Source organism: Paenibacillus sp. P2(2022) (assembly GCF_029522175.1).
GTDB classification, from domain to species: domain Bacteria; phylum Bacillota; class Bacilli; order Paenibacillales; family Paenibacillaceae; genus Paenibacillus; species Paenibacillus polymyxa.
This window is the reverse complement of record NZ_JAKWFI010000003.1, coordinates 223,912-248,922: the sequence shown is the minus strand read 5'-3', so window position 1 is coordinate 248,922 and position 25,011 is coordinate 223,912. Positions and strand designations below refer to the sequence as shown.

The window sequence follows — 25,011 nt, the reverse complement described above, 5'->3', positions numbered from 1 at the left end:
TCGGGTTTTGCCTTTTCAGTAACAATCCCAATTGAAGGATAGCATCCTCATTGGAATCTGACAAGTGAAAGCGCTACAATTTTGGATGTTTTTATAAAAAATTTTCCTTCTCAACCGGGATGCGATGGTATATAATCTCCTTAACTTAACACTGTTAACTTATATAACGACGTTAATAAGGGAGATGAAATCATGAACCAATATGATGTTATTGTCATTGGTGCTGGGCTGGGTGGTTTGTCTTGTGCAGCCAGACTTTCTGCGTTGGGTTACCGGACAGCTGTGTTTGAAAGTCATACTTTGGCTGGCGGCTTTGCTACTGAATTCACACGAAAGGGATATACCTTTGATGTGTCCTTGCACGGCGTCGGCGGACTCGAAGAAGGCAGCTTCGGTCAGATGTTAAAGGACTGCCATGTGGACCAGCAAATCGTTCCTCTCCGTAAAAAGCACCCTTACTCCATTCGCTGGGAAGGGCAGATCATTGATATCCCATCTGATGTGCAGGAGTATGTGCAACTCCTCAAAGGCATGTTTCCTGCTGAGGTAGCAGCCATTGACAAGCTATTCGCGGGCATTCGCCGTTTTGAGACAGGCTTTACCGCTTTTTCTTCCCTTACTTCCTGGCGTAAGCTGGCGGGTCTGTTCAAAGCAGGCACCTTCTTCCGCTGGACGAAAATGACCACCTGGGAGGCTGTAAGTCAGTTTGGCTTGTCTGACCGATTCACGGAGTTCTTCACTGCACTCTGGCCCTATTATGGGCTGCCCCCGAAGCGGTTGGCGGCTTTGTACTTTTTTATTCCCTGGATCGGCTATCATCTCGAGGGGACGTACTACATTCAGGGAGGTGCACAGGCCTTGTCCAATGCGCTGGTCGAAGCTATTCAATCAGCTGAAGGAGAAGTTCACCTGCGCAGTCAGGTATCTGAAATTATACTTGAACGCGGTAAAGCAGCTGGTGTACGTCTGAAAAAAGGGGATGTATATAAAGCCAACTGGGTTGTGTCTGGGATCAGTCCCCATCATACCTATGGCCGTCTGCTGGAGAGTCACAATGCCGCCCGTCGCGAGCTGGAGGCTGTAACCAGACTGGAAACTGGTACGTCTCTCACTCAACTGTACCTAGGGCTATCATGCGAGCCTCATGAGCTTGGGATCAGCGAAGAAGACTTAATCCTGTGTAACGAGCCGGATTCGGAGACGGATTATGAAGTCATGATGAGCGGCCAGTATATGAAAGGCAACTGGATGCTCACAAATTATAACGCCATGGATCCTACACTCAATGAAGCGGGAAAGGGTGTCATCGCTGTTACATTTTTGGACAGATTGGAGAACTGGCATAGTGCACGTCCCGAATATAAAGCCAAAAAGAAAGCAGTAACACAGCAGATACTGGAATGTCTTGAACAGCTATATCCTGGTTTTAGCAGCAAAGTCGTGGTGGCAGAGTTGGGCACACCACGCACCATGCAGCGGTATACTGCTAATCCCGGCGGAGCCGTTTATGGCTATGCACAAACGGTCCGGCAGTCCGGCATAAACAGACTGAAGCGCAAATCAGCAGTGAACCGCCTGTCATTGGTAGGAGCCTGGACACAGCCTGGGGGCGGGTTTCAAGGAGCTATGAACTCGGGTATAATGGAAGCTGATCGTATCGCCGCCAAATTGAGATAGGCAGAAAGGGCAAGTATATCTACTCATGAAACATATCAAACGCCGAGAACGTGAAAGCAGTGAGATTCGCCGCAAAATCATTGAGGCCGCTCGATCGCTCTTCTTGAACCAAGGGTATGCTGAGGTCTCTATGCGTAAAATTGCGGATCAGATCGAATATTCACCAACGACTATTTATCATTATTTCTCCAATAAGGAAGCGGTTGTCCGTGAACTGCTGTTAGAAGGGAATGCTTTGTTCCTGAAGGCTCTTCAGCAGCGCGTGGATGAAGCACAGGCAGCCGGACTGAACGCTCTGGACACACTGAAAACAGTGTCCGATGCTTATGTCCGTTTTGGCATGGCTAATCCCGAATACTACAACATCCTGTTTATCAGCAACCTTGAATCTGTAAGCTCGGTTACCCTTATAGACAGTGGGAGTTTTAAGGGGTTTGAGTTGCTTGAGGGCGGACTTAAAGCCGCTATGGAGGAAGGCTGCATCATTCAAGGAGATGAGCGCCTGATGGCTAGATCCGTATGGAGTATGCTGCACGGATTGACTTCTTTGCTCCTGAATTTTGAACTTCCTATGGCAAAATCAAATGATGAATTGATTTCATTTACTATAGATACTTTTATTCGGGGAATAAGCCGCTGATGCAGCGGCTCATTTTTTATCCTCACACCCCATACATGCAAGTCTGCATACGTCGATTCCAGTGTTAACGAAGTTCCAAATGTGAAAGCTGCTGAAGCACGGCTTCAATGCGACGTTTATCTTTTTTGAGCACCACGAGCTGTAAAGAAGCATGAAGCAGATTTGAGATGCTAGCCCAAGCGTCTGCTTCTAGAGTGGGCAGAAGATCGCGCTGAATCATGATATCCATCGCCTCGGTTGCAATTTTCTGATGAAGCTCGCTACCGGATAGCCATTCAATCACCTGCTCATCTGTAGGACGTGAGTAGGCGAAAAGTACTGCCCAGCCATCAACCGGATGATTGACCTTATCCCGCATCCAGTCGATGACCTGGGGGGAATGAAAATGCTGTAACTGCCCGCTAACGGTGTATCCTTCTAATTTGCCATCCTTCGCCCTATGCTGTATCAGATCATTGTAAACTTTTGTAAGCCCTTCCTGCTCGGGCAGGCAGCGGGCGGATAGATAGGCACGTGTCGAGATAAATGCGGCCCTAGCATGTGTGTTATTTGAAGCGGGAGGTCTCCATGCTTGCGCGGTATCCGTGTCCGGCTCCCATAAGGAGCGAACCCAATCAGCAGCCCCAATACCTGCGGTCTCCCCAACGAAAAATGCCCATGTAGCGAATTGGGCCGGGTTACACTGAATGCGCTGCTCCCAGGCAAGAAAAATATCCTTTGGATCATAGGCCTGGAAAGCCTGCAGTACAGCAGGATGATCTACGCCATGCATGGTGGTGTAGTGGATCAGTGTATCCAACGACCGGGCATCCTCCAGTTTCATCGTGCAGAACATATCCAACCAGCGTTGCCACAGCTGCAGCGACGGGCTATTTAGCTGAATACCATGCTCGTCTAACACGTTAGACCAGTCCCACAGCCATAGTCCGTGCAAGGTAAGCATGGTTTCTATATAGGTAGGTAGACTTTCTGCAAGCAGGGTGAACTGGTCCAACTCATGCTCATAACAGAACACTGCTGGCTCTGTTGCGGATGTCGCTCTATCAAGCAGGATCGGATCACCAGCACCGTTATAGTTCAAAATAAGATATCGTTGTTCGTCCGCTGCTGAGTCGGTATCTTCTCCATAGGATGTAAAATAGCCAATATCCTCATAATTCCAGCCAAATTCTCCTGTAATATCGTCAAGGTTAGTCGGTTCTTGTTCAAGGTCATGGCTGCCTTCATATGAATACTCTGATTCATCGACTACAACACAGTGTTGAGGGAGGCACCATAGCAGATGTAAGCTGCCACACCGCTTTAATAATTCAGACAGGGAGGCAGGCAAAGTGATCTGGAGCCGTTCCTCCAGCTCAGTCAGTTCCTCTTCGGAAATCCCCTTCGTGCATTGGTATGCCACGTCAGGCATTCCACCTTGTCTCAGACGATCAGCGATTTCCCCCAGCTTTTCTAAGGTATATGCAAAATGTACTGTCATTCGTATTCGTCCTCCTCTTACTCTACAACTCGGCAATGCTCTTTTTGCAAGAATGATAGAATTTCATCATGAAGTGCTATCGCCTTGGGTTCATAAATGATCGCCACTTCGCGTCCATATGCATAGTTGAAGCGCACATATCCGCCAAGAAGCTGGAAAAAAGCCATGCAGGTATGCTCGTTTTCGATCCATAGGTTTGTGTCAAAATGCTGTTTAAACCGCTGAGCCAATACTTGTGTAGATGCCGGAGCTATTTCCGGAATTTGATCATTCGGATTGGCTGGATCGTAAGCTTCGGCCGTATCCAGGGGATTAAATAGTAGGAATGTCGCGGTTCTGTCCAGACTGACAGGTTCGAAATAACGGTGGAATGGCTCTGTTTTTCCGAATTCATCCCGTAGTATATGCTCCAGCGTATCTGTAAATGGGGTTTGAACATCTAATGGCTTCATAGTAATGACTTCCGAATGTCGCGGTAGCCAAAGCAACCCTTCGATCTGAGGATGCACCGCTAGAAAATCACCATCTATGGAGCTGCCGATGACCACACACTCGCCCAGCTGTTGCGCGGTGATCGGACAGTTATCATCATGCGTCCACAGTTCGTAATCTGCATAGGATTGCAAAAGTTGAGGATCAGGCGGTTCAATCACCAGCAGGCCACAATAGGTTCCTGGCCCGTATTGGGTGAGAAATGAAGCATAGGGAGTTGGTAAAGTTATGCCATGGGTATGTTCGAAATTTGTCATTTCATCGGCAGCCACTGGCGTGTGTTGTGTGGAAACCCAATACATGAAGAATACACCTGCTTTCCGGCACTCTATCTATAGGGATGGAGCCCAAATGTAAATGAGAGATATGCTATAATCAGGAAATAAAATAGTTAAATATTAGTCTATCTCAATTATGTAAGAACTACAATTTGTGAGGGTACGAAAGGGGAACACATCGTATGACATCGGGGGTACAGGCCTACATAGATCCAATTTTTGAAGAGATTGACCAGAGATACGCTTCTGAGCAAAAGCGCATCGCGGAATTCAAGAACAAAAGCGTCCTTCACGAAGGGATTCATGAATACTTAAAAGTTACCTGTAAGAGAGATGGGGTATGGGTGGATACCTACGAACCGTTTGATTGGGATCATCGTAGACCAGACACAAAAATTTCTGGTTTTACGGAGGAAGTGACGCTCCAGCAGGTGCAGGATGAATGGATGCCAGTGTTCAAAGAACGGATAGCGGCTCTGTATAATTCGGAAGAATTTGGTCCTATGTTTTTTCGTTATCGGCTGGAATTTCATCTGGAGGTGGTCTTGGAGAATAAGGCCAGTCATTTTACATTCTCGCTGCTGAACGAAGATAAGCGGCAGCACCTGTTAGCCTCTATTGAACAGTTTGTGGAGCAGAAGCTCAATCCTGCCAGTAGAGCTATGCCAAAGGAAGAGGACGATTTTTTCTTAGTAAGGCACTTGCTTGATCCTCATTTGTACCCTGTAGACGCCCAGCGGGTGAATGAACTGCTGAATCGAATGGATGCAAAAGTGCAGGTCAGCCGCAAGCGAGAAGATGCATGGAGGCATCAGCTGAGCAGAGGCTTAATGCATTGGGCTGAAGATGAATTTTTGGCTAAGTATACAGATCAGGGAAAAAGTTACGGGCTTGATTATACGGTGAGGCCCGATATTCTTCCTTCAGATATTCCCGCCCCGGTTATGGAGATGTTCCTGCTGACCGCGATGCGAGTGGGTCTGACCGATGCCGATGCACGGCAGAAGTATTTGGAGATTGCTGCACAACTGGGCTCAGAGCAGGCTGTTCAGTGGCTTAAGAGCGGATCAGGCAGCATTCCAGCGTCATATACAAGCGAGCGTGTCACCTGCCAAGCGAATGATATTTTGCAAACACTAGAGGTTCAGATTCGTTCTGAGGAAGAAGAGAGCTACAGAGAAGCACTCGTATATCTATGTGATATATTACGGAAAGGCTTTACTAAGGAATATGGGATGAAGTTTAAAAGCAAAGTGAAAAACTATCTACCCGTACCCAAGTTGGCCAAATCTGCATTACATCGTTTCTTTGCCAATGCACTTGAATACCCTTCGCTGCTTCCGTTGCTGGCGGAATATGCCGAGACCGTGATGGAAGAATTCAAGTGGTACAACGATGTAGAGCCGGGGGAGAAGTCGGCGATGCCAGGAACCTATGCGGTGATGGGATTAGGACTTAAAGGAACGCAGTATTTTTCGCTGGTGAATCGTTATATGAAACTGGTAGACAGTGAGCATCAGTCGGTACAGGACGGTTACGCTGCTGTATTTGCTGAGGCGCATGGACTGACACCGGATACGATCCCCGTTTGGGCGAGGATTCTTTTGGCAGGTAATGATTCCGCCAAACCACTAAAATCGGCTGGCATTGAAAGTGTAGAGCAGGCACAGGCGTTAGTAGATGTGCTTCTACAACTGGAAGACTACGAACAAGAGATGCTCGTTTGTCGTATATGGGGTGGCGCGAAGAAACTAAAAAACAGCCTGAAGCAGGCTGTCCCTGAGGTAAAAGAGTTACTGGAGCCGCTTATTCCATAAAAGCATCGTATTCTTGATCATATCGCAGTCCCTGCGCAATGTGTTGAATATCTGGCTCGCTTCCACTGCGGCGTAGCACTTCAATAACATCCTGTACAGTCGCTATTTCCAGCCAAGATTGCACGTGCTGGTCTGGGAAACGGCCTGGATCAGTGCTTCTAAGCTGTCAAAAGTTTGTATACTCATGTTTGGTAATGCTCTCCCTTAGACGCTTGTTTATGCTGTAGCTTTTGTAATATTTTTAAAATGGCCTGGCGATTTTTAGCATCCTTAATGTATTTGGGAATGGAATGGGAAGCCGTACGCATCATACCGGATGAGGGTTTTTCTCGCAACTCGGCAGAGATATAGGAGAGCAGGTAATTCAGGTGTATCCGGTTAAGAGCCCAGACTGGTTTCCCCCGATAGTAATCAAGGAAGTACAGCTGGAGCTGGAAAATAGGATCTTTTCCATTTTGGATCACGTCCGTATGCCATTCACGTGACTGCATACGATGCACCGGAACCTGATTACGTGTCTCGCAATGCGGACAGTGTATATTTGTATTTTTGTGAGTAACCGTTCGGTCATCATGAATTTCGATATTAAAATACCGCTCACAGTGGCTGCATACGCCGCGTGCATAGAATTTATACGATTCTGGCTGCTGAAATGTGTAGTAACAATGAGAGCAGCGAACAACGTAATAACAGTCTTCCTTTGATTTGGAAATAGAAGCTTGACTCTGACAGCGAGGGCAGTGGACAGCTACCTGTTCTCCCCTCCTGATCACGGCGGCAAAGTCATATTTATATCCATATTCATCTTTGAAGCGTTTTTGCTCCATGTTCGTTCCTCCTTTTCGGAAAGAGCGTAAAAACGTACTTTTTATATATCATATGCTATAATATTCCTTAACAACAGAATGGCTTAGATGGGCGGTCGGCTAGTCTCCTGTGAAGGAGGTGAGGGTCCTGATTCTTTCCTTCCATAAAAAGAAATAGACCGCCCGTGGTAGGAACCGGTCTATTTCATGTACCGTAAACTTGCAGCCACCGCCCTTAAAAGCGGCTGTTGCCAAAGAGTGAGGATGTTGACGCATCTTCACTCTTTTTTAGAATATACATCTTATTCCCATTTTAACACTTGAAAAAGGCCTTTTCAATGTGCCGAAGCGTGGAAATAGGATTACGTAGTGCAAAGGAGAATGGGTATATGAGCATTTTTACAGGTTTGCAGCGTCCGCAATTCCAGGCCTACTATGATAAGGAATTTCTTATAGAGCATCGTTTTGAAAACGGTCGAGGGTTTCCGCCTTCCTATATAAATTACGTCAAAACTCTCGGCTACGGGCGGTTATGCGGCCTATGGAACATCCATATTCCTCTCGGTGATCACCCGGATTCATGGCTTCGTCGTTACCATGACTGGCGAGCCTGGTTTGATGATGTACTGGAATCGGAAGAGGTTTTACAAGAAGCGGCGCTGGAGCCAGATGGTTTCCCGGAACTATTGGAGCATGCAGTTCCCTTCGCTTCCAGTGAAGGAAATGACCTGCTGGTCTGGGATGTTCAATCGCCTGATGAACGGGGGGAATTCCCGATTTATGCTTTGAATCTGCGCACATGGGGCAACTTTCGGTATGCAGCCCCTGATTTGTATAGCTTCGTCGAAGCGCTGCTGGATGGGGAGCGTGTAAAGTCGATTTTGGGAACACATCGTACACCATTCCCTTATACATTTGAACCCTTTTAGATCGTTAAAGAACCACCCTAGTTTTCGAAGTCTAAGGTGGCTCTTTGCGTTGCTATTCTTCTAGCTTTTATGTTTGGGCTAAATATTGCTGTACTAGCTCATATCCAGCCACGCCCATTACAGTATATTGATTATATTCTTCCAGTTCCAGATTGCGTATATATTCATCCCCGCAATACAGATGGCCCGCACAGTTAAAATATTTTAGCTGCTGTTGCTCCTCGGATAGAGGGCGATGATCGATAATGGGCCATACTCCCTTCGTCAGATTTTGGGTAGCGGTGAATATAACCTCAAATCGACCCCGGTAATGTGTGAAGGAGAGATAGGTGGTTTCATCCTCGTACGTTTGATTCTGACCTATGGATAGCACCCCAAAGGAGAATGCCTTTTTGAATCGACCATACAGCGCGCAGATCACCTGACATACCGCAAAGCGGCCGTCATGCATGGGGATAACAAAAATATCGCCTTCCTGATGTTTGATTCTTTTGAATATCATCGTCAGGCCAGCTCTTCCTGAATGATCTCTGTTTTTAAGCCTTTAGCGCTGATAATCGTAATACTGATCGCATCAAAGCCATTTCGCTTTACCTCTTCAAAATCACATCGTTCGCCGCTGATCAACTCCAGCTGCCCGTTCTCATCCACATCATCCGCAAACTCGTCATCCCAATCAACATTATAAAAAGCAGTCACGGTCACCTCAAAGGTATCTTCACCATCATCGTCCAGATAAGGTAGCAGGGGAGTGCGATTGTTCTGCTGTTCTTCCGTATATACTTCACACAGCAGTGCATCGTAACCATGGCGGGTTCCATCAAAAATCACGATCTGCTCACCTGTGACTGCATCTTCTGCAATAATGAGCTGGGGTGCAAACTCCGTTACAGCGATCAGCTCGTCCATGAACTCTCCATAATAAAAAATGTGGAATTTCGTATTTCCGGCCTGTGAACGGAGCTTACCTGTCCATTCCTGCTCGACCCATGCCTCCGGGTTTTCGGGCACAACCCAACCATCCAAATAAGCGGGTCCTAATTTAACATGATGTGTTTCTGTCATCCGTAGCGCCTTCCTTTCTTTTCGTTCATTATGACATGGACAGGGTCACGATTTTGTTGTCCTCGTCAACATCTACCTTCACATTCACTCCCAGCTTGTCCTTAAACAGCTTACTGATATTGATATAGTTATCCTTTACCGCACGGCTTGAATTACCAGTGGTGCGAGTCATCCCAGCGGTGATGATGGAGCGAACATAGGTTTTGTCGAGCTTGGCTTCAGGATTGTAAGTATAAATAACCTGCTCTTGTTGATTGTAGTAATGGGTTAACTCCGTATAGTCGTTGGCGTTCTCATACTGTTTTTCCTCACGCACATAATCGGGATGGTCCATGGTGTAGTGGATTCCCCCGTCCAGAAAAGGATTATCCTTGGAGGGTCTGAGTTCATATTGTCCATATGCGAGTTGAAACAGGTATTCTATGCCTGAGCCCTCTGCTTGATAGTAGAGCTGACGATGATCCCCTTTTTTATCGATCGCGGTATAGCTGCTGATTAAAGGCCAGGTATCATACTTTTTACCCTTTACCTCAACGGCAACCTTATAATGTACGAGCACCTTTTCATTTTGGAATAACCCAAAGCTGCTCATAATGAAATACGCAGGCACACATATAATTCCGATAATCAATATGAATATAAATATTCTTACACGCATGAGTAGAGTAATTCTCCTTTAGTTGTCGATTATGTGGACAGCTCTCGTTGGGCAGATGCGCCGAATTCCTCATGTTGCAATAATTGCTTCAGCGCATGTAGTGCAAAAGGGTTGGCTTTATGTGCGCGGAGCAGTGCAAAAGCGGCCCCCTTGACTAAGATATATGTATCACTGCAGATTATGTCCAAAGCTAAACGTAGCTCTGCTTCTGAACAAGGCATCCATGCCAAAGTTTGTAAAGCTGCGTTTTGCACATCATCATCTTCATCAGGCTTGGACAGCAGCTCGCGAATTCCTCGCATGATCATCGGCTGCTGGCTCTGATCTGCATATAGTCCGATGACCTTCAGCGCTTCTATACGAAGCAGATCCTCCTCGGATGATTGCTGCGCAAGCTGCAAAAGTAATGCGATGGTGTCCTCCACAGGCTGGGGGATCGCTGTTAATTCGCGTAGTGATACCAACCGATCTTCATACGATAGTGTAGGGAAAATAGATAAAAATGTCTTTCCCTCATCATCGGTTTGTATGGACATATACCCTCCTTATTTCTTAGCCAGATTACTTTTGGCATTGTGTATTACCTACTCTTATGTCTATAGTTCGATAAAGCCTCTTCCGTTCCGCCCCCCTCCAGCAGCACCATAATCGCATAGGAGATTGTATCAATCCAATCGTCAAGGGTACTAATCTGCTCTGCGGTCAGCAGGTGATTCCGTTGCAGCATACTATCAGGATACAACGCCCATGCCCGTGTATATTGGCAAATTCCCCACAGAGCGGATATAAGCTCCCGTTCTACGGACGGTTTCTCCAGCTCATCTGCCAGAACTTCAATGATAGTCATGAGCTCATGAAAATTATCCTCGATCAGTTCGCCTTGAAAGGGACGAAGCATCCCTAGAAATCCGCTTTGCATTTTGGGATGCTCCAAATCATCATGAATAAAAGAATGACAGCGCAACAGCTCGCGAGCCTCTTGTTTATTCATGAAGTTCCGTAATCTCTGCTCGGATGCCTCTGCATAGAAAGCTACCTGACAGTCCCGACAAGGCATCGATGTCAACGACCATGTCTGCTTCTTCATAGCGGAAATCAAGCTGCAAGATGATATTTTCTGTTTCTACAGGGGTTAATACATGCTCTTTGGTTTCCAGAAATGTAAAAGTCACTGCATAGCGTGGAATGTCTTTCGCTGAAGCTTCAAGGATCACAGGTGCCTCAGCCGAAGGTTCCAGATCCGGTGATTTAGGAACCAGCACACTAGTGGGGGATAGCTCAATCGTCAGTGTAATCTGGTCTTTCGTCATATTGGCAGCTGTGACTCGGTCATAGTGGAAAGGTGGGAAATAGCCGAGCTTTTCGACAATGCTGTCTGCACCTTGAATAGAAACGGTTGGAGAGAAAGCCAGTTCCAGTCCGATAGACCCTGTCAGTTGGTCTTCATATTCTGGATTGATACGGATAAGGGCCTGTTCCGGCTCTACCTTCAAAATCGTACCTATAAAATACTGTTTGCCATGGATCAGGACAACATCATGCGGAACGAACGGCAGTGCTCCTCCGGCTTGATAATGAATGAGATATTCGTTTCCTTTTTTTTCAATGTTGTGAACTTGAATTTGCATAAATTGCAGCCTCCTAGGGTTAATGAGATGACGGATAGTTTAAGTGTGACGTAAAGGGTACGGAGTCCACGATTGAAAAACATACTTCATATCCGGGGTATTCTTTTCGAGCATAAATGGGAGAATATCCATAATAGCCCTTGCTTTACTGCCAGCATAAAAGTTGCGCGAGCTGTGTAACAACTTGTCTGCCTTCAACCACTGGCTCAGCTTCATCATAACGTCTTCCATGCTTGTTTGGTCGATATGTTCATAAACGTCCTGACGGATCGAAACGAGTATGCCGCAATTATTGGAGGATCGGGACATGGTGTCATTGGACAAAAGAATGTACACTTCCGGCGTGGTACCTTTGTTATAGGACGATTTGATACTAGGAGCCTCTATAACCAGCATCAAAGGAGTCATTTCATCATCGGTTACAATGCGGAGCAGCTCCTGCTTGTCCCAGCGGATCTTGCCGTGTTTGGCTTTCTTGGATTGATAGATAGACACACGGGTGTTACGGATTCCTGATATGTTCAGGAGCGTTTCAAAACAATCGAACAGGTTAGTAAAGCAGTCTTCGGCAAACAAAGTGTGTTTCTCCGATAAGGAGCCTGTCATTATGAAATTATAATGCAGGTTGTTAACCACAAGCATCCACCCTTTATTCATGAATTACCAATTATCCTACCATAATATATGACATGGTGATTGAATTCACCTTTTGCGGGATTCGTTAAAATCGTTTGGAAACCAGTTCAACTTCGCGTATACTAGGAAAGTCATATATGGAACGGCCTGAGCCGCCTTGCGGCCGTATGTTGAGTTACATGAACAGATTCAACGATAACGGATATGCTCCCTTCCTGAAAAGGGGAGAATGAGAACCGATACAAAAATGGGAATTCTGAACTATGGAACGATAGATGTCATATGGCACATGAACCTATTTTACGTGACACATATTGAATACAGATAAGGGAAGTGAATACAACTTGAAGAATTTTACAGCATTAGGCGTGGAGCAACATTGGGTAGAAGCCTTGAAAGAGCAAGGCATCTCAGCGCCAACACCTGTACAACAGGAGTCCATTCCACTGTTGATGGAAGGTCAGGATGTGATTGCCGAGGCACATACGGGCACGGGGAAGACGCTTGCGTTTTTACTGCCGATTCTACAAAAGCTGAATTTGGACAAGCGGCATCCGCAGGCGCTCGTGATTGCACCTACGCGTGAATTGGCGCTCCAGATTACAGAGGAAGCAAAATGCTTGGCTGCTGCGGAACCGAGTTTATCTCTGCTAGCTGTTTACGGAGGACAGGACGTGGAGCGTCAGCTTCGTAAACTAAAAGGTGGCGCACAACTGATTATTGGTACACCTGGGCGACTGTTGGATCACCTGAGACGTGGCACGCTTGATTTAGGCGGCATTAAAATGCTGGTCCTGGATGAGGCTGACCAAATGTTACACATGGGCTTCTTGAACGATGTGGAAACGATTCTTCAGGAGGTTCCTTACCGGAGACAAACCATGCTGTTTTCCGCTACGATGCCAGCTGGTATTCGCAAGCTGGCTCGTGTCTATATGAACGAACCCGTTGATGTCAAAGTGAAATCGGCTTCTTCCGTTCCCGTGAGCCAAATCCGTCAGGTCGTTGTGCAAACAACAGACCGTGGTAAGCAACAGGCATTGGTAGATATGCTGAATACGGATCGTCCGTATCTGGCTGTTATTTTCTGCCGTACCAAGCGCCGGGCTTCCAAACTGAATGAAGAACTCCAGGAGATGGGGTTCGAGAGCGGTGAGCTGCATGGGGACTTGTCCCAGAACAAGCGGGAGCAAGTGATGAAGGCGTTCCGTGAAGCGAAACTTCAATTGCTCGTAGCGACAGATGTAGCCGCACGCGGCCTCGATGTAGAAGGCGTCACGCATGTCTTCAACTATGACATGCCGCAGGATGCCGAAAGCTACATCCACCGCATCGGACGTACCGGTCGTGCCGGAGGCAAAGGCGTTGCGGTGACGCTCGCCACGCCAAGGGATGTTCCTGAGCTTCGGAACATCCAAAGAGTTGCTGGTGTCACATTCACCAGCAGTGAGGGCGGCGGGCAGCGTAGACCTGCTCCCGATACGCCTGAGCGGCAGGGTAGAAATGACCGCTCAGGCAGAAACGACCGCCGTTCCTTTGGCGGCAACGATGCTGGCGGCGGACGCCGCAGCGGCCGCGAACAGGCGGGTCGTCGTGACGGTGCAAGCGGCGAGCGTCGCTCCAACCGCAGTAGCAGTGAACGTGGCGGATATGACCGCAGTAGCGGCCGTTCTGTACGCGAAGGTCAAGGCCGCTCGGCAGGCCAAAGCAGCGGACGTGGCGGATATGACCGCAGCAGCGGCGGATCTGCACGCGGAGGTCAAGGCCGCTCCGCAGAGCAAAGCAGCGGACGTGGCGGATATGACCGCAGCAGCGGCGGATCTGCACGCGGAGGTCAAGGTCGTTCGGCAGGCCAAAGCAGCGGACGTAGCGGATATGACCGTAGCAGCGGCGGTTCCGCACGCGGAGGCCAAGGTGGACGCGGTGGACAAGGTCAAGGAGGCCGACGCGGTCGGTCCAGGTAGATAAAATGGGGGTATTCTCATAGAATGCTCCACTATGGTTATCATAATAGCCCCGGGGAGGCTCATCTTCCGGGGCTATTGTAATCTTCATATATGCCGCTGTAAGAACAGCATCATAAGATAAAGTGCAACCAAAGATGCCCTGAGATAACCGAATAGCGGTCAGGACATTTTTTAAAAGATAATTTGGAGGGGTTATACATCATGCAGGAACAGGATATGGGCAAGCGTGCCATGGTCTCAGCATGGATCAGCCTGATCAGCAACATCCTCTTAACCGGCATCAAAATAATCGCAGGACTCATGTTCAACAGTAAGGTGCTGGTGGCCGATGGTGTGCATAACGCCGGGGACGTCATTGCTTCTGCAACGGCACTGGGAGCGATGAGAATATCCAGCCAGCCGCCGGATGAGGATCATCCTTATGGTCATGGCAAGGCAGAAGTAATTGGTGCTAGTGTAGTGGCGGTCATACTGTTCGGGGCAGGCATATTTATCGGCTATCATTCCATTGCCGCACTGTTCGAACCGATGCCACAGGAGCATATACTGGCATTGGTGGCCGCCATTATTTCCTTGCTCTGGAAACAGTGGCTGTATATCTACACGATTCGTATTGGCAGAGCGGCCAATAGTCAGGGTCTCATTGCGACGGCAAAAGATCACCTCGCTGATGTGTATGCCTCGGGAGCGGCTGTCTTGGGGATCGGATTAGGACTGATTGGGGAACATTGGAATATTCCGATTTTATCTTACGGCGACCCCATTGCGGGGTTCGTAGTGGCGTTGCTGGTTCTGAAATTGGCGTGGGAAATGGGTCGCGAATCCATAGATGTGCTCATGGAGAAGGCCATTGCAACCGAGGAAATCGAAAGCTACGCAGCAGCGGCACTGAGTGTAGTCGAGGTTCAGCGTATTGATCGTATCCGTGCCCGTGAGCATGGTCATTATATTATCGTTGATATCCGAGCTTCAGTGGATGCCTCTTTGACGATTCAGCAGGGACACGATATTATCCGGCTGATCAAGAGGGCCGTCATGAAGCAGGAGCCGCGGGTTTATGAGGTGCTTGTCCATTTGAATCCGTGGTATGCAGACGACCTCCATGCTGTAAAATCAACACAAAAAGACCCTGAAGAAAAGGTATAACCGATACGAATAACGCCCCTAGAACATACGACGCGAATTGACAGATAACTTGCCGGAAGGGTATGCTTTTAAAAGCCGAACGATGATGAATAAAAGCGAGGTTACCCGAAAATATGCGAAAATTTTTAAAATGGCTAGGTATTTCTGTGACTGCTGCAGTCCTTTTAGTGGGCGGATATTATGCTTATTCTATATATCATTTTACGAACCAAATTTCGGTTGCTTCCGGACAGGATTCGAAATTTAAACCGCAAACCCAAACTTCAACCAATGTACAACCTGTAGAGGTATCACTCCCACCGGAATGGGATGGAACAGAAAGAGTAAATATACTGCTGCTTGGCGGAGATTCCCGTGGAGAAGATTCAGGGCGTTCTGACTCGGTTATGGTTGCTTCTGTTGATCCGGTTACGAAAAAGGCCACACTTATGTCGATTCTTCGTGATACGTATGTCAAGATCCCGGGTCATGGGCAAAGTCGATTGAATGCTGCCTTTTCCTACGGTGGGCCGGATTTGACTAGACAGACTGTGAGCGACCTTCTGGGCATACCGATTCAATATTATGTATATACTGATTTTAATGGTTTCATTGCACTGGTTGACTCTGTAGGTGGTATTGACCTGGATGTCGAAAAAGATATGCATTACACGTCCAAGGCAGACAAACACCAGTTTGATATTGACTTGAAAAAGGGAATGCAGCACATGGACGGTAAAACAGCCTTGCAATATGTACGTTTCCGTCATGATGCGACTTCGGATTTTACACGTACGGAGCGACAGCGCAAATTCATTACCGAACTGGGCAGTAAAATACAATCGACCTCGTCGCTCATTAAACTGCCAAGTATTTTAAATAGCATTTCTCCTTATATTGAAACGAATCTGAGTACAACGGAAATGCTGCAGTTGGCTTCATTGGGTTTTAATATCGATGCTAAAACAGTAGCGAAGCAGCAAATCCCGCCAAATGAACTGGTGCGTGGGGAAACCATCAAGGGTGCACAGGTGTTGGGTGTGGATGAGCGAAAGCTCAAGCGGTTCATACAGAATCTTTTTGATCAAGAAAACAAACCTGTGACTACGACGGTGGAGGCTGCCACCACGACAAATGATACTCCATAACCATTCAAAGCAAGCGAAGTTCGTACAATAACGTACAACTTTGTTTGCTTTTGTGTTTATTTGGGTATAACCTTGTATATTTTGTTCCAAAAATATATCGTAATTATGAAGAACGTATACTCATCTGTCTAAAGAGAAGGGGAATGTCATGTGGAAATAACTCCGGCATGGAAAGACCGGTTTAAGAAGTTTTTTCTGAACAACAAGTTTGTGTTATTCCTGTTGGTACTGCTGCTGATCGGCTTGAATATCTTAGTGCTTACCAAAATTTCATACATATTTACCCCTGTCATCGTGCTGCTGAAAACGATTATTCTCCCTGTCATTTTGTCCGGTGTATTGTACTATCTGCTCAATCCGTTGGTAGATGTACTGGAGCGGAATAAGGTAAAGCGAGTATACTCCATTGTTGTTCTGTTTTTGCTCATTATAGGCATTATCGCTATTGTGGTTACGTCGGTGGTACCTGTGATCCGTGATCAGATACAGGGCCTTATCCAAAATGTCCCTGCCTATACCGAGCAAGTCAAACAACAGTTTGAGCGACTGATTGGCAGTAACTTTGTGAACCAGTTCCAGAACACCATTCAAATAGATCCATCTGAACTGGCCTCCAAAGCTTCTGAAAAGTTATCTGGCTTTATCAATAATGCATGGACGGGTGTGGGAAGCTTTTTGGGTGTGATTACGGAAACTGTGCTTGCGATCGCTACGGTTCCGTTCATTCTGTTCTATTTGCTGAAAGATGGACACAAGCTGCCGCAGTGGATTCTAAAAATGCTTCCACCTATGTTTCGTAAAGAGACAGATCGTATCATGACCGAAATGAATCATCAGGTCAGCTCGTACATTCGTGGACAAATTATTGTTAGCTTCTGTATTGGAGTGCTGCTATATATAGGTTATCTGATTATTGGATTGGACTACTCTTTGACGCTTGCGGTCATTGCGTCTTTTACGAGCGTGGTTCCCTACTTAGGTCCTGTAATTGCCATTACACCCGCGTTAATCGTAGCTATAGTTACCTCACCGATCATGCTGCTCAAAATGGTTATCGTATGGACAGTTGTCCAGCTTATTGAGGGTAAATTTATTTCACCACAAATTATGGGCAAATCGCTTCGAGTACATCCGATTACGATTATCTTTGTTATTTTGACAGCAGGCAATTTGTTTGGTGTGGTAGGGATTGTACTGGCTGTTCCAGGTTATGCCGTCTTGAAAGTCATCGTGACCCATCTGTTTAGTTTCTTTCAAAAGCGTTCACATCTTTATGAAGCAGATAAAGTAAAGTAAAAAGCAGTCTCTATGAAAAGTAAACATGACTAATGGGCGCGTTAAATCTACTATTTTGCTCCTCTTGGTTAACTGTGGCTTTGCGTGCTATACTTAATGCCTATTCTTATTCCAAAATAGAAAGGTCAGACTTTTTATGATAAAACTCAGCATTCTTGACCAATCTCCGGTATCGGAAGGCATGACGCATGCACAAGCATTACAAAAGACTGCTGAGCTTGCTATAGAGGCGGAACGCTTGGGTTATCATCGCTTTTGGGTATCCGAGCATCATGCTGCCTCTAATCTTGCAGGGTCCAGCCCCGAGGTATTGATTTCACACCTGGCTGCTCGTACCCAGACGATTCGGGTAGGGTCGGGCGGTGTGATGCTGCCCCATTACAGCGCTTATAAAGTAGCGGAAAACTTCCGGGTACTGGAGGGATTGTATCCGGGGCGCATTGATCTGGGTCTGGGGCGAGCGCCCGGAGGAATGCCGATTGCTACCAGAGCTTTGCAGGAGGGGAAAATGCGGGGCGGCATTGATCTGTACCCCGAGCAGCTGGATGATCTGCTAGCCTACTTGCACGATAGCACAGGCAGCCAGCATCGCTTCGGTTCGCTACAGGCGATGCCGCTCGTAGAGACTGTGCCGGAAATGTGGCTGCTTGGCTCCAGCGGTGATAGCGCGGGTCTGGCCGCCGAGCGTGGCGTAGGCTTTGCGTTCGCGCAGTTTATTAATGGTGAAGGCGGCACAGGTGCTATGAAGGGATATCAGGAAAACTTCCAGCCTTCCCAGCATAGTGACCAACCACGTTCGCTTGTCTCCGTATTTGCGATCTGTGCGGATACTGAAGAGGAGGCCAATCGTTTGGCATCCAGCATGGACTTGTCCCTGGTGCTTTTGGAACAGGGAACGCGTTCCGCAGGAACACCTTCCGTCGAAAAGGCGCTTGCGTATCCGTATACGCCATATGACCGGATGCGCATTCGTGAGAATCGCAAGCGTATGGTGGTTGGTTCACCCGCACAGGTCAAGCGTCAGCTTGAGCAATTATCCAAGGACTATAATGCGCAGGAGATCATGGTTGCGAGCATTATTCACGACTTCGATGCCAAAATGAAATCTATACGTCTCATGGCTGAAGCATTTGGACTGTCCTCTGTACAGGCTTAATGCGAATGGCCAGAATTTTGTTGATGCTATACAGAATATTAGAAGTTTGGAGCACAAAGAGGAGCCGATGCGATCAGCACGGCTCCTCTTTTATTCCGAAATATGCTTATTATAAAAATGATAAAGATTATCAACTTACAAGTTTGGAATATAGAGGTAAAACCTATTTATTCCTTCTCTTGACCAAAAACACCAAAAAATATAAAAACCCAAAAATAATACTTATTAGAAATGAGGTTGATAATGTACTAAAAATAAAATCAGACGCAGGTAAAGTGAAGAACTTAGTCGCTCCATTAACTGTAGATGAATGTGTTGGGCCTTTGATGAAGGAATAATATATACCTACCATAAATCCGTAAGACAAATACTTAATTAGTTTTTTTTCAAATTTACTCATAACGATAACCACCCTAAAATTATTTTTTTGGAAAAGGAGAATTTCAAAAAATGAAACCAATTAAGGTAATAACGAAAACCGCAATTTTGGCAGCAATGACGGCACTATTACTCCCATACGTCCCCCTTGCTTCTGCAAGTGAATCACCAAATCCGTTATCTTCCAGCATACAAGCAGAGGCAGGTAATTGGGAAAAAACCGATGAAATAACATCCGCACATGGACAAGTATACAAATATATAGATCCGACTAGCAGTGTTGGAGAGGATGTTTATTACTATTATGTCAATTATAATGACTTGACGCAAGAAAAAGGCAATAAAGGTGTTGTTAGTCCACAGTCTTGGGGAATTGGCCCAATTGTTAAAACTAATGAAAATAAAGGATATTGGGTTGATACTAACAATGCACTTCGTGTAAGTACCTATTATGGACCTGGCAGTGCAAAACTTACAGTATCATCTTCAATTACAGCCCAAGTAGAAGGATCGATTTCGGGTTCTGCGGAAGCTATTGAAGCGAGCATGGGATTTAGTTTAAGCCAGGGTTTTTCTCTATCTGATGAATACTCTGTGAATGTTCCTAAGGGAGAAAGATGGGTTGTTAGTGCTTTCCCACGATATGAAAAACATAGATTAGGAGTTTATGATCCATACCCATGGGGAGATTCCTTCTTAGGTTATGTTATGGTGTCTAAGCCTGTGGGGGTTGCCTTCAGAGTCGATAAGCATTAAACAGGTAAAATAAATATATCTAAAATTAAAACAGGAGCCCTGCGATCAGCACGGCTCCTATTTTGTTGCAGAATTTCTCAAAATAACAATATAGGGGTAGGAGAGCGCTGCTGAGAGCCATCAGACCGCATAAGTAAACTCATCATAGGTGAATCGTTATAGCATCCGATGCGGTCCAAGATTTAAAGGAATATGTGAGTTAACACTTGATAATGATTATCAATATCTTTATTATATAAAGATAGAATGAAGTTTTGATGAATGTCGTGCGTTAAGCCCGTGATTATATATATTGGATTAGGGAAAGGGATGATTCCAAATGTTTCGTCTGAAAACGGCAAATCTGGATATTGCTTATGAAGATCGATTGATAGTAGAAGATCTGAACGTAGAAATACCGCAAGGGAAAATTACAGCGTTGGTGGGTGCAAATGGCTCCGGTAAGTCGACCATTTTGAAAACGATGGCTCGCATCATGAATCCTAAAGGCGGTAGCGTTCTGTTGGATGGTAAATCCATTCATAAGCAATCCACCCGGGAGGTAGCCAAGCAGTTGGCTATTTTGCCGCAGAATCCGACGGCACCGGAAGGATTGACCGTGACGGAACTGGTATCATACGGACGTTTTCCCTATCAAAAAGGTTTTGGTTCCATGAAAGCGGACGATCGCAAAATGGTAGAGTGGGCCATCCAAGTAACAGGAATGAGCGAATTTCACGATCGTCCGATTGATCAGCTTTCTGGGGGGCAGCGTCAGCGTGCCTGGATTGCTATGGCGCTTGCACAAGATACGGATATATTGTTTTTGGATGAGCCGACTACATTTTTGGATATGGCGCATCAACTGGAAGTGCTGCATCTGCTAGAGTATCTGAATACTTCGGCAGAACGCACCATTGTTATGGTCGTGCACGACTTGAACCACGCAGCCCGCTATGCTCAGCATATGATTGCGATCAAAAAAGGGAAAGCGAAGGCGGTAGGAGCCCCGACGGAGGTTATGACCCCAGATGTGCTGCGTGAGGTATTCGGAATTGAGGCGGATATTGTTACTGATCCTCGTACGGGGGTACCACTCTGTCTTCCGTATGCTTTGGCTGGTCAGCCTGCGGTAAGCCAAGCAGTAAAGGGAATGAATGTAGAAGAGAAACAAACGGTGGGTTCTGTTGCCGAGCGGCGTGATGCTAGACCACAAGTAGCAGCAAGAGGTTAGAGGGTGCGCCAAGTGGCAGCATCACGGTAAGGGTTTGTGAATATTGGCATGTCCGTCACGTTTTGGGTAAAATAGGTTGAGAACCTAAACCAAGCGACATGAAGGAGGATGCTATATGTCTGTCTATTCATATAATGCCGTAACACCAGCCAATCAGGAGGTTTCTCTGGAAACTTACACAGGTAAAGTGCTGGTTATTGCGAATACCGCTAGTAAGTGCGGACTTACCCCGCAATATGGGGATTTGCAAAAGCTTTATGACGAATATAAGGATCGGGGACTCGTTGTTTTAGGCTTCCCTTGCAACCAGTTTGGCGGTCAGGAGCCGGGCAGCAGCGAGGAAGCGGCTGAATTTTGTCAATTGAATTACGGGGTTAATTTCCCGGTATTCGCTAAAGTGGATGTGAACGGACCAGATACAGCCCCTCTGTTTGAATATTTGAAGAAGCAACAGCCTGGAGAACAGGAAGATGGTACAATTCAGTGGAATTTTACAAAATTCATTGTGAATCGTGAAGGTGTGCCTGTGGGACGCTTTGAGCCCAAGGAGTCACCGGAAGCGATGAAAACGGCCATTGAGCAGTTATTATAATAGCTTCGTGTAATTCCAAAGTATATGTGTAAACAAGGTCTGATTTCCGCTTGTCTTAGGGGAAACGGACCTTTTTTTATTCCCTACATACGCATTTGCCTAAAGATTGACGTATCGTGTGAAAGTCTGTTCCAGGAGCATAATCAAGAGGCAGGTAGGGAAAACTGAATGGAGCAAAAAAAGATTTCAGCAAACGGCTGAGTTCAGATATCCTTGCCTTTTAAAATGTGGACAAATTGTGAATATCATAAAAAGCTATTGTAATGTGAAAAATATCACACTATAATAAGCGCATGAAGTGAAATAAATCACAAGAAGTAATGAGTTATATAAGTGAAAGTATTCACAATTATTATACATTTTATGCCCACACACCAAGGAGGAATTCAACATGAAAGTAGCAGTTATCGGATGTACACACGCAGGTACGGCAGCCATAGTCAACACAGCTAAATGTTATCCAGATGCCGAAATTACGGTCTATGAGCGTAATGACAATATTTCATTTTTATCTTGTGGTATTGCACTGTATGTAGGTGGTGTCGTCAAAGATCCGCACGGATTGTTTTATTCGTCCCCAGATCAACTGGCTGATATGGGTGTAGTGACCAAGATGCTTCATGAGGTAACGAGTGTAGATACAGCGGGCAAGACGCTGCATGCACGTAATCTCCAAACCGGTGAGGAATTTACGGATACATTTGATAAATTGATTGTGACTACTGGATCGTGGCCAATTATTCCGAAGCTGGAAGGCATTGAACTGGATCATATTTTGCTCTGCAAAAACTATAATCATTCGAATGAAATCATTGAGAAAGCCCAACATGTACAGAACATTACTGTCGTGGGAGCTGGATACATTGGTGTTGAGCTGGTAGAAGCTTTTCAAATGAACGGTAAGAACGTAACGCTGATCGACAGTGCCGATCGTATATTGAATAAGTATTTAGACCATGAGTATACAGACCGGATTGAGAATTCCCTGAGAGAACATGGCATTAAGCTGGTACTTGGCGAGACAGTAAGTCGTTTTGAGGGGACTAACGGTAAAGTAAGTAAGGTCGTGACCTCCAAAGGAGAATATGAAACAGAGCTTGTTATACTCTGTATCGGTTTCCGACCTCAAACGGATCTGCTCAAAGGTCAGGTAGATATGTTGCCTAACGGTGCGATCATTGTGGACAATTATATGCAAAGTAGCTGCCCAGACGTGTTTGCTGCAGGCGACAGTTGTGCAATTCGTTATAATCCAACCGGCAAAACAGCTTATATCCCATTGGCGACCAATGCGGTTCGTATGGGTACGCTGGTGGCACGTAATCTGGTACAACCTACCATTGCCTACATGGGAACACAAGGAACCTCGGGTATCAAAATTTACGAAGACAATATTGCAGGAACAGGAATGACGGAAGCCGCAGCAATGGACGAGGGGATGACTGTAGAAGCTGTAACCATTGAGGACAGCTACCGTCCTGAGTTTATGCCAACTTCTGAAAAGGTGTTGCTGAAGGTTGTATATGAGCAGGAGACACGGAGAATTGTTGGGGCACAAATTATGTCGAAGGTTGATTTGACGCAATCCATTAACACCCTGTCTGTAGCCATTCAAAATCATATGACCATTGATCAGTTGGCCTTTGTCGATTTCTTCTTCCAGCCGCACTATAACAAGCCTTGGAATTTCCTGAACGCGGCAGGTTTGCAGGCATTGCCTACAATATCCGAACGGAATCCAGTTACTGTATAATCCGATTTGTCTGTGACATTGTTCATAAGTTTGTCAACAATCTGAAAGCGTACGATGAATCCTTATAGTACAATATAGAGAGCATAAGGATTAGGGGGAGAAGTAGATAATGGGTTTGTTTTATATCCTTTTTCTTGTAGTTGTTGCAGCCATCGGTCTGGGCGGAGTACTTTGGTTCTTGAAAGCCGTTGAAAAGGAAGAATATAATTAAATGTAAAGCGCGTAGTAGCGCAGTAGATGTAATAAAATAGAAAAACAGTCCTTTATCCAAGGGCTGTTTTTTTATACTTCAGAAAGTGATTTTTTTCACAAACAAAATCACTGATTTTAAATAAAATATAAAAGAAGAATATTTTGTTTAAAAGATATTAAAGGAGCGGGGGCAGATGGCAAGCTATAAACCGGGGCAAATTGCCGAAAAGACGGTGGAAACAGGAGTGGCCAAGGCGAACAACCCGTGGACTGTGGCGGTAGTATTAGGATTTTTGGCAGGTGCATTTATTGCACTCGGGTTTTTGCTGGATATACGCGTTATTGCAAGTGCACCTAAAGAATGGGGAAGCATTGCTACCTTTATTGGAGCTGCGGTGTTCCCTGTAGGTCTGGTATTAGTTTTGATCGCTGGTGGAGAATTGCTGACCGGCAATATGATGGCAGTGCCTTTGGCGAGATGGGCAGGACGAATTAAGACAGGAGCCATGCTTCGTAATTTGGCGATTATTACGCTCAGTAATTTTGCAGGTGCATTATTTGTTGCGTTTTTCTTCGGGCATGTTCTGGGCTTGACCGAAACGGGTCCTTACCTGGATAAAGTGGTGGATATGGCAGGGCATAAGCTGCATGAAAGCTTTTTACAGTCTTTTATATCAGGTATAGGATGTAACTGGCTCGTAGCACTGGCTGTATGGATGGCTTATAGCACCGACTCCATCGGAGGCAAAATTATGGGAATTTGGTTCCCGACCATGGCCTTTGTTGCTATCGGATTTCAGCACGTTGTAGCCAATATGTTTCTCATTCCGGCGGCTATATTTGCAGGTCATTTTTCATGGGCAGAGTATGTTATGAATTTCATTCCGGTCTGGTTGGGAAATTTGGTAGGAGGCAGTCTGTTTGTGGCTGGAGCCTACTGGCTGGCCTATCTGAAAAAAACTCAAACCAACACACATTCCGCGAATGAATCTCAAATTACTCCTTCCGTTGCATCCAATCCGTTGAGTGATCATGCATAATCACGTTACTTTATGAAGCAATGAACAAAGCAAATCCGCCATGACAGGCCCGGGGGAACGAAACCTGTCATGGCGGATTTTTTTGGGAGTGGTCCATGATTTGGCATGGAGGATGAGTGTGCTCTCGTCCATAATGCCTTGATCTCTTTTACCCTGGGTATGTAATGATGAAACAGGATGATAAAAAAATAATTATGATTTTTAAAATCCGTTTTGCTCTATACAGCAGGCGGATTTTTATATATTTTGGAGAGATGCTGTGTGGTAAAATCCTTCTCTTGCCATAGGC

At 46.0% G+C, this 25,011-nt stretch carries 25 protein-coding genes; 15 read left to right on the top strand and 10 right to left on the bottom strand.

Translation table 11 applies throughout. From position 1 onward, the window contains the following. Positions 1-192: 192 nt before the first annotated feature. Both MMB75_RS12875 and MMB75_RS12870 read left to right on the top strand, forming a co-directional pair. Complete coding sequence (locus MMB75_RS12875) at positions 193-1,677, top strand: phytoene desaturase family protein (RefSeq protein WP_045244680.1); 1,485 nt, start codon at positions 193-195, stop codon at positions 1,675-1,677. A gap of 25 nt (positions 1,678-1,702) precedes the next feature. Beyond that, positions 1,703-2,317: a TetR/AcrR family transcriptional regulator gene (locus tag MMB75_RS12870; protein ID WP_016822822.1), complete on the top strand. Its 615-nt coding sequence runs from the start codon at positions 1,703-1,705 to the stop codon at positions 2,315-2,317. A gap of 64 nt (positions 2,318-2,381) precedes the next feature. Here the strand turns inward: MMB75_RS12870 and MMB75_RS12865 are convergent, their stop codons facing one another. Together MMB75_RS12865 and MMB75_RS12860 are read right to left on the bottom strand one after the other, a co-directional pair. Next, entirely contained in the window at positions 2,382-3,797 is a 1,416-nt protein-coding gene (locus MMB75_RS12865) for an SMI1/KNR4 family protein (protein ID WP_045244679.1), read from the bottom strand. A 17-nt stretch (positions 3,798-3,814) separates the two neighbouring features. Continuing rightward, complete coding sequence (locus tag MMB75_RS12860; protein WP_103042614.1) at positions 3,815-4,591, bottom strand: SMI1/KNR4 family protein; 777 nt, start codon at positions 4,589-4,591, stop codon at positions 3,815-3,817. A 158-nt stretch (positions 4,592-4,749) separates the two neighbouring features. On the opposite strand from MMB75_RS12860, the gene MMB75_RS12855 reads away from it, so the two are divergent. Continuing rightward, the gene (locus MMB75_RS12855; RefSeq protein ID WP_103042613.1) at positions 4,750-6,384 is read left to right on the top strand and encodes a DUF6138 family protein; all 1,635 of its coding nucleotides are present in this window, start codon (positions 4,750-4,752) and stop codon (positions 6,382-6,384) included. Between the two features lie 182 nt (positions 6,385-6,566). On the opposite strand, the gene MMB75_RS12850 is transcribed toward MMB75_RS12855, so the two are convergent. Next, positions 6,567-7,211, bottom strand: a complete 645-nt coding sequence (locus MMB75_RS12850) for a hypothetical protein (protein WP_025366046.1) — start codon at positions 7,209-7,211, stop codon at positions 6,567-6,569. 368 nt (positions 7,212-7,579) lie between these two features. Between MMB75_RS12850 and MMB75_RS12845 the strand changes: the two genes are divergently transcribed. Continuing rightward, positions 7,580-8,119, top strand: a complete 540-nt coding sequence (locus tag MMB75_RS12845) for an SMI1/KNR4 family protein (protein WP_103042612.1) — start codon at positions 7,580-7,582, stop codon at positions 8,117-8,119. 67 nt (positions 8,120-8,186) lie between these two features. Here MMB75_RS12845 and MMB75_RS12840 read toward each other — a convergent pair whose 3' ends face one another. The 7 genes from MMB75_RS12840 to MMB75_RS12810 are packed head-to-tail and all read right to left on the bottom strand — an operon-like array spanning position 8,187 to position 12,127. After that, the gene (locus MMB75_RS12840) at positions 8,187-8,621 is read right to left on the bottom strand and encodes an immunity 26/phosphotriesterase HocA family protein (RefSeq protein ID WP_016822829.1); all 435 of its coding nucleotides are present in this window, start codon (positions 8,619-8,621) and stop codon (positions 8,187-8,189) included. Positions 8,622-8,623: 2 nt separating this feature from the next. After that, positions 8,624-9,184 (bottom strand): hypothetical protein, encoded by a 561-nt coding sequence (locus tag MMB75_RS12835; protein WP_016822830.1) that lies wholly within the window; start codon positions 9,182-9,184, stop codon positions 8,624-8,626. Positions 9,185-9,212: 28 nt separating this feature from the next. Further along, the gene (locus MMB75_RS12830) at positions 9,213-9,842 is read right to left on the bottom strand and encodes a hypothetical protein (protein ID WP_016822831.1); all 630 of its coding nucleotides are present in this window, start codon (positions 9,840-9,842) and stop codon (positions 9,213-9,215) included. A 29-nt stretch (positions 9,843-9,871) separates the two neighbouring features. Further along, entirely contained in the window at positions 9,872-10,378 is a 507-nt protein-coding gene (locus tag MMB75_RS12825; protein WP_016822832.1) for a HEAT repeat domain-containing protein, read from the bottom strand. Positions 10,379-10,422: 44 nt separating this feature from the next. Beyond that, complete coding sequence (locus MMB75_RS12820) at positions 10,423-10,833, bottom strand: hypothetical protein (RefSeq protein WP_016822833.1); 411 nt, start codon at positions 10,831-10,833, stop codon at positions 10,423-10,425. After that, positions 10,826-11,470, bottom strand: coding sequence for an immunity 50 family protein (locus MMB75_RS12815; protein WP_016822834.1), 645 nt, complete (start codon positions 11,468-11,470; stop codon positions 10,826-10,828). Before MMB75_RS12815 ends, MMB75_RS12820 begins: the two co-directional genes overlap by 8 nt. Before the next feature lie 39 nt (positions 11,471-11,509). Further along, positions 11,510-12,127: a hypothetical protein gene (locus MMB75_RS12810; protein ID WP_016822835.1), complete on the bottom strand. Its 618-nt coding sequence runs from the start codon at positions 12,125-12,127 to the stop codon at positions 11,510-11,512. A 323-nt stretch (positions 12,128-12,450) separates the two neighbouring features. On the opposite strand from MMB75_RS12810, the gene MMB75_RS12805 reads away from it, so the two are divergent. The 11 genes from MMB75_RS12805 to MMB75_RS12755 all read left to right on the top strand — a co-directional run bounded on the left by MMB75_RS12805 (position 12,451) and on the right by MMB75_RS12755 (position 24,722). Beyond that, positions 12,451-14,070 carry a DEAD/DEAH box helicase gene (locus MMB75_RS12805; RefSeq protein ID WP_016822836.1) on the top strand — a complete coding sequence of 540 codons (1,620 nt, stop codon included), beginning with the start codon at positions 12,451-12,453 and terminating at the stop codon, positions 14,068-14,070. 204 nt (positions 14,071-14,274) lie between these two features. Beyond that, on the top strand, positions 14,275-15,219 hold the full coding sequence (locus MMB75_RS12800; protein WP_016822837.1) for a cation diffusion facilitator family transporter: 945 nt from the start codon (positions 14,275-14,277) through the stop codon (positions 15,217-15,219). 113 nt (positions 15,220-15,332) lie between these two features. Continuing rightward, a complete protein-coding gene (locus MMB75_RS12795; protein ID WP_016822838.1) occupies positions 15,333-16,346 on the top strand; it encodes an LCP family protein in 1,014 nt (337 codons plus the stop codon). A gap of 150 nt (positions 16,347-16,496) precedes the next feature. Next, on the top strand, positions 16,497-17,642 hold the full coding sequence (locus tag MMB75_RS12790; RefSeq protein WP_016822839.1) for an AI-2E family transporter: 1,146 nt from the start codon (positions 16,497-16,499) through the stop codon (positions 17,640-17,642). 136 nt (positions 17,643-17,778) lie between these two features. Further along, positions 17,779-18,798, top strand: a complete 1,020-nt coding sequence (locus MMB75_RS12785) for an LLM class flavin-dependent oxidoreductase (RefSeq protein WP_016822840.1) — start codon at positions 17,779-17,781, stop codon at positions 18,796-18,798. Between the two features lie 5 nt (positions 18,799-18,803). Next, complete coding sequence (locus MMB75_RS12780; RefSeq protein ID WP_049800039.1) at positions 18,804-19,136, top strand: hypothetical protein; 333 nt, start codon at positions 18,804-18,806, stop codon at positions 19,134-19,136. 112 nt (positions 19,137-19,248) lie between these two features. Further along, on the top strand, positions 19,249-19,932 hold the full coding sequence (locus MMB75_RS12775; RefSeq protein WP_016822842.1) for a hypothetical protein: 684 nt from the start codon (positions 19,249-19,251) through the stop codon (positions 19,930-19,932). 319 nt (positions 19,933-20,251) lie between these two features. Continuing rightward, positions 20,252-21,145, top strand: a complete 894-nt coding sequence (locus MMB75_RS12770) for an ABC transporter ATP-binding protein (protein WP_016822843.1) — start codon at positions 20,252-20,254, stop codon at positions 21,143-21,145. 115 nt (positions 21,146-21,260) lie between these two features. Then, complete coding sequence (locus MMB75_RS12765; RefSeq protein ID WP_016822844.1) at positions 21,261-21,737, top strand: glutathione peroxidase; 477 nt, start codon at positions 21,261-21,263, stop codon at positions 21,735-21,737. A 391-nt stretch (positions 21,738-22,128) separates the two neighbouring features. Then, complete coding sequence (locus MMB75_RS12760) at positions 22,129-23,490, top strand: FAD-dependent oxidoreductase (protein ID WP_025366031.1); 1,362 nt, start codon at positions 22,129-22,131, stop codon at positions 23,488-23,490. A 386-nt stretch (positions 23,491-23,876) separates the two neighbouring features. Then, the gene (locus MMB75_RS12755; protein WP_277507907.1) at positions 23,877-24,722 is read left to right on the top strand and encodes a formate/nitrite transporter family protein; all 846 of its coding nucleotides are present in this window, start codon (positions 23,877-23,879) and stop codon (positions 24,720-24,722) included. Positions 24,723-25,011: the final 289 nt, after the last annotated feature.

Excerpts from the sequence above, each read along its gene's own strand:
- MMB75_RS12875 (WP_045244680.1), top strand. The coding sequence starts at position 193 with ATGAACCAATATGATGTTATTGTCATTGGTGCTGGGCTGGGTGGTTTG.
- MMB75_RS12870 (WP_016822822.1), top strand. The coding sequence starts at position 1,703 with ATGAAACATATCAAACGCCGAGAACGTGAAAGCAGTGAGATTCGCCGC.
- MMB75_RS12865 (WP_045244679.1), bottom strand. The coding sequence starts at position 3,797 with ATGACAGTACATTTTGCATATACCTTAGAAAAGCTGGGGGAAATCGCT.
- MMB75_RS12860 (WP_103042614.1), bottom strand. The coding sequence starts at position 4,591 with ATGTATTGGGTTTCCACACAACACACGCCAGTGGCTGCCGATGAAATG.
- MMB75_RS12855 (WP_103042613.1), top strand. The coding sequence starts at position 4,750 with ATGACATCGGGGGTACAGGCCTACATAGATCCAATTTTTGAAGAGATT.
- MMB75_RS12850 (WP_025366046.1), bottom strand. The coding sequence starts at position 7,211 with ATGGAGCAAAAACGCTTCAAAGATGAATATGGATATAAATATGACTTT.
- MMB75_RS12845 (WP_103042612.1), top strand. The coding sequence starts at position 7,580 with ATGAGCATTTTTACAGGTTTGCAGCGTCCGCAATTCCAGGCCTACTAT.
- MMB75_RS12840 (WP_016822829.1), bottom strand. The coding sequence starts at position 8,621 with ATGATATTCAAAAGAATCAAACATCAGGAAGGCGATATTTTTGTTATC.
- MMB75_RS12835 (WP_016822830.1), bottom strand. The coding sequence starts at position 9,184 with ATGACAGAAACACATCATGTTAAATTAGGACCCGCTTATTTGGATGGT.
- MMB75_RS12830 (WP_016822831.1), bottom strand. The coding sequence starts at position 9,842 with ATGCGTGTAAGAATATTTATATTCATATTGATTATCGGAATTATATGT.
- MMB75_RS12825 (WP_016822832.1), bottom strand. The coding sequence starts at position 10,378 with ATGTCCATACAAACCGATGATGAGGGAAAGACATTTTTATCTATTTTC.
- MMB75_RS12820 (WP_016822833.1), bottom strand. The coding sequence starts at position 10,833 with ATGAATAAACAAGAGGCTCGCGAGCTGTTGCGCTGTCATTCTTTTATT.
- MMB75_RS12815 (WP_016822834.1), bottom strand. The coding sequence starts at position 11,470 with ATGCAAATTCAAGTTCACAACATTGAAAAAAAAGGAAACGAATATCTC.
- MMB75_RS12810 (WP_016822835.1), bottom strand. The coding sequence starts at position 12,127 with ATGAATAAAGGGTGGATGCTTGTGGTTAACAACCTGCATTATAATTTC.
- MMB75_RS12800 (WP_016822837.1), top strand. The coding sequence starts at position 14,275 with ATGCAGGAACAGGATATGGGCAAGCGTGCCATGGTCTCAGCATGGATC.
- MMB75_RS12795 (WP_016822838.1), top strand. The coding sequence starts at position 15,333 with ATGCGAAAATTTTTAAAATGGCTAGGTATTTCTGTGACTGCTGCAGTC.
- MMB75_RS12785 (WP_016822840.1), top strand. The coding sequence starts at position 17,779 with ATGATAAAACTCAGCATTCTTGACCAATCTCCGGTATCGGAAGGCATG.
- MMB75_RS12780 (WP_049800039.1), top strand. The coding sequence starts at position 18,804 with ATGGCCAGAATTTTGTTGATGCTATACAGAATATTAGAAGTTTGGAGC.
- MMB75_RS12775 (WP_016822842.1), top strand. The coding sequence starts at position 19,249 with ATGAAACCAATTAAGGTAATAACGAAAACCGCAATTTTGGCAGCAATG.
- MMB75_RS12770 (WP_016822843.1), top strand. The coding sequence starts at position 20,252 with ATGTTTCGTCTGAAAACGGCAAATCTGGATATTGCTTATGAAGATCGA.
- MMB75_RS12765 (WP_016822844.1), top strand. The coding sequence starts at position 21,261 with ATGTCTGTCTATTCATATAATGCCGTAACACCAGCCAATCAGGAGGTT.
- MMB75_RS12760 (WP_025366031.1), top strand. The coding sequence starts at position 22,129 with ATGAAAGTAGCAGTTATCGGATGTACACACGCAGGTACGGCAGCCATA.
- MMB75_RS12755 (WP_277507907.1), top strand. The coding sequence starts at position 23,877 with ATGGCAAGCTATAAACCGGGGCAAATTGCCGAAAAGACGGTGGAAACA.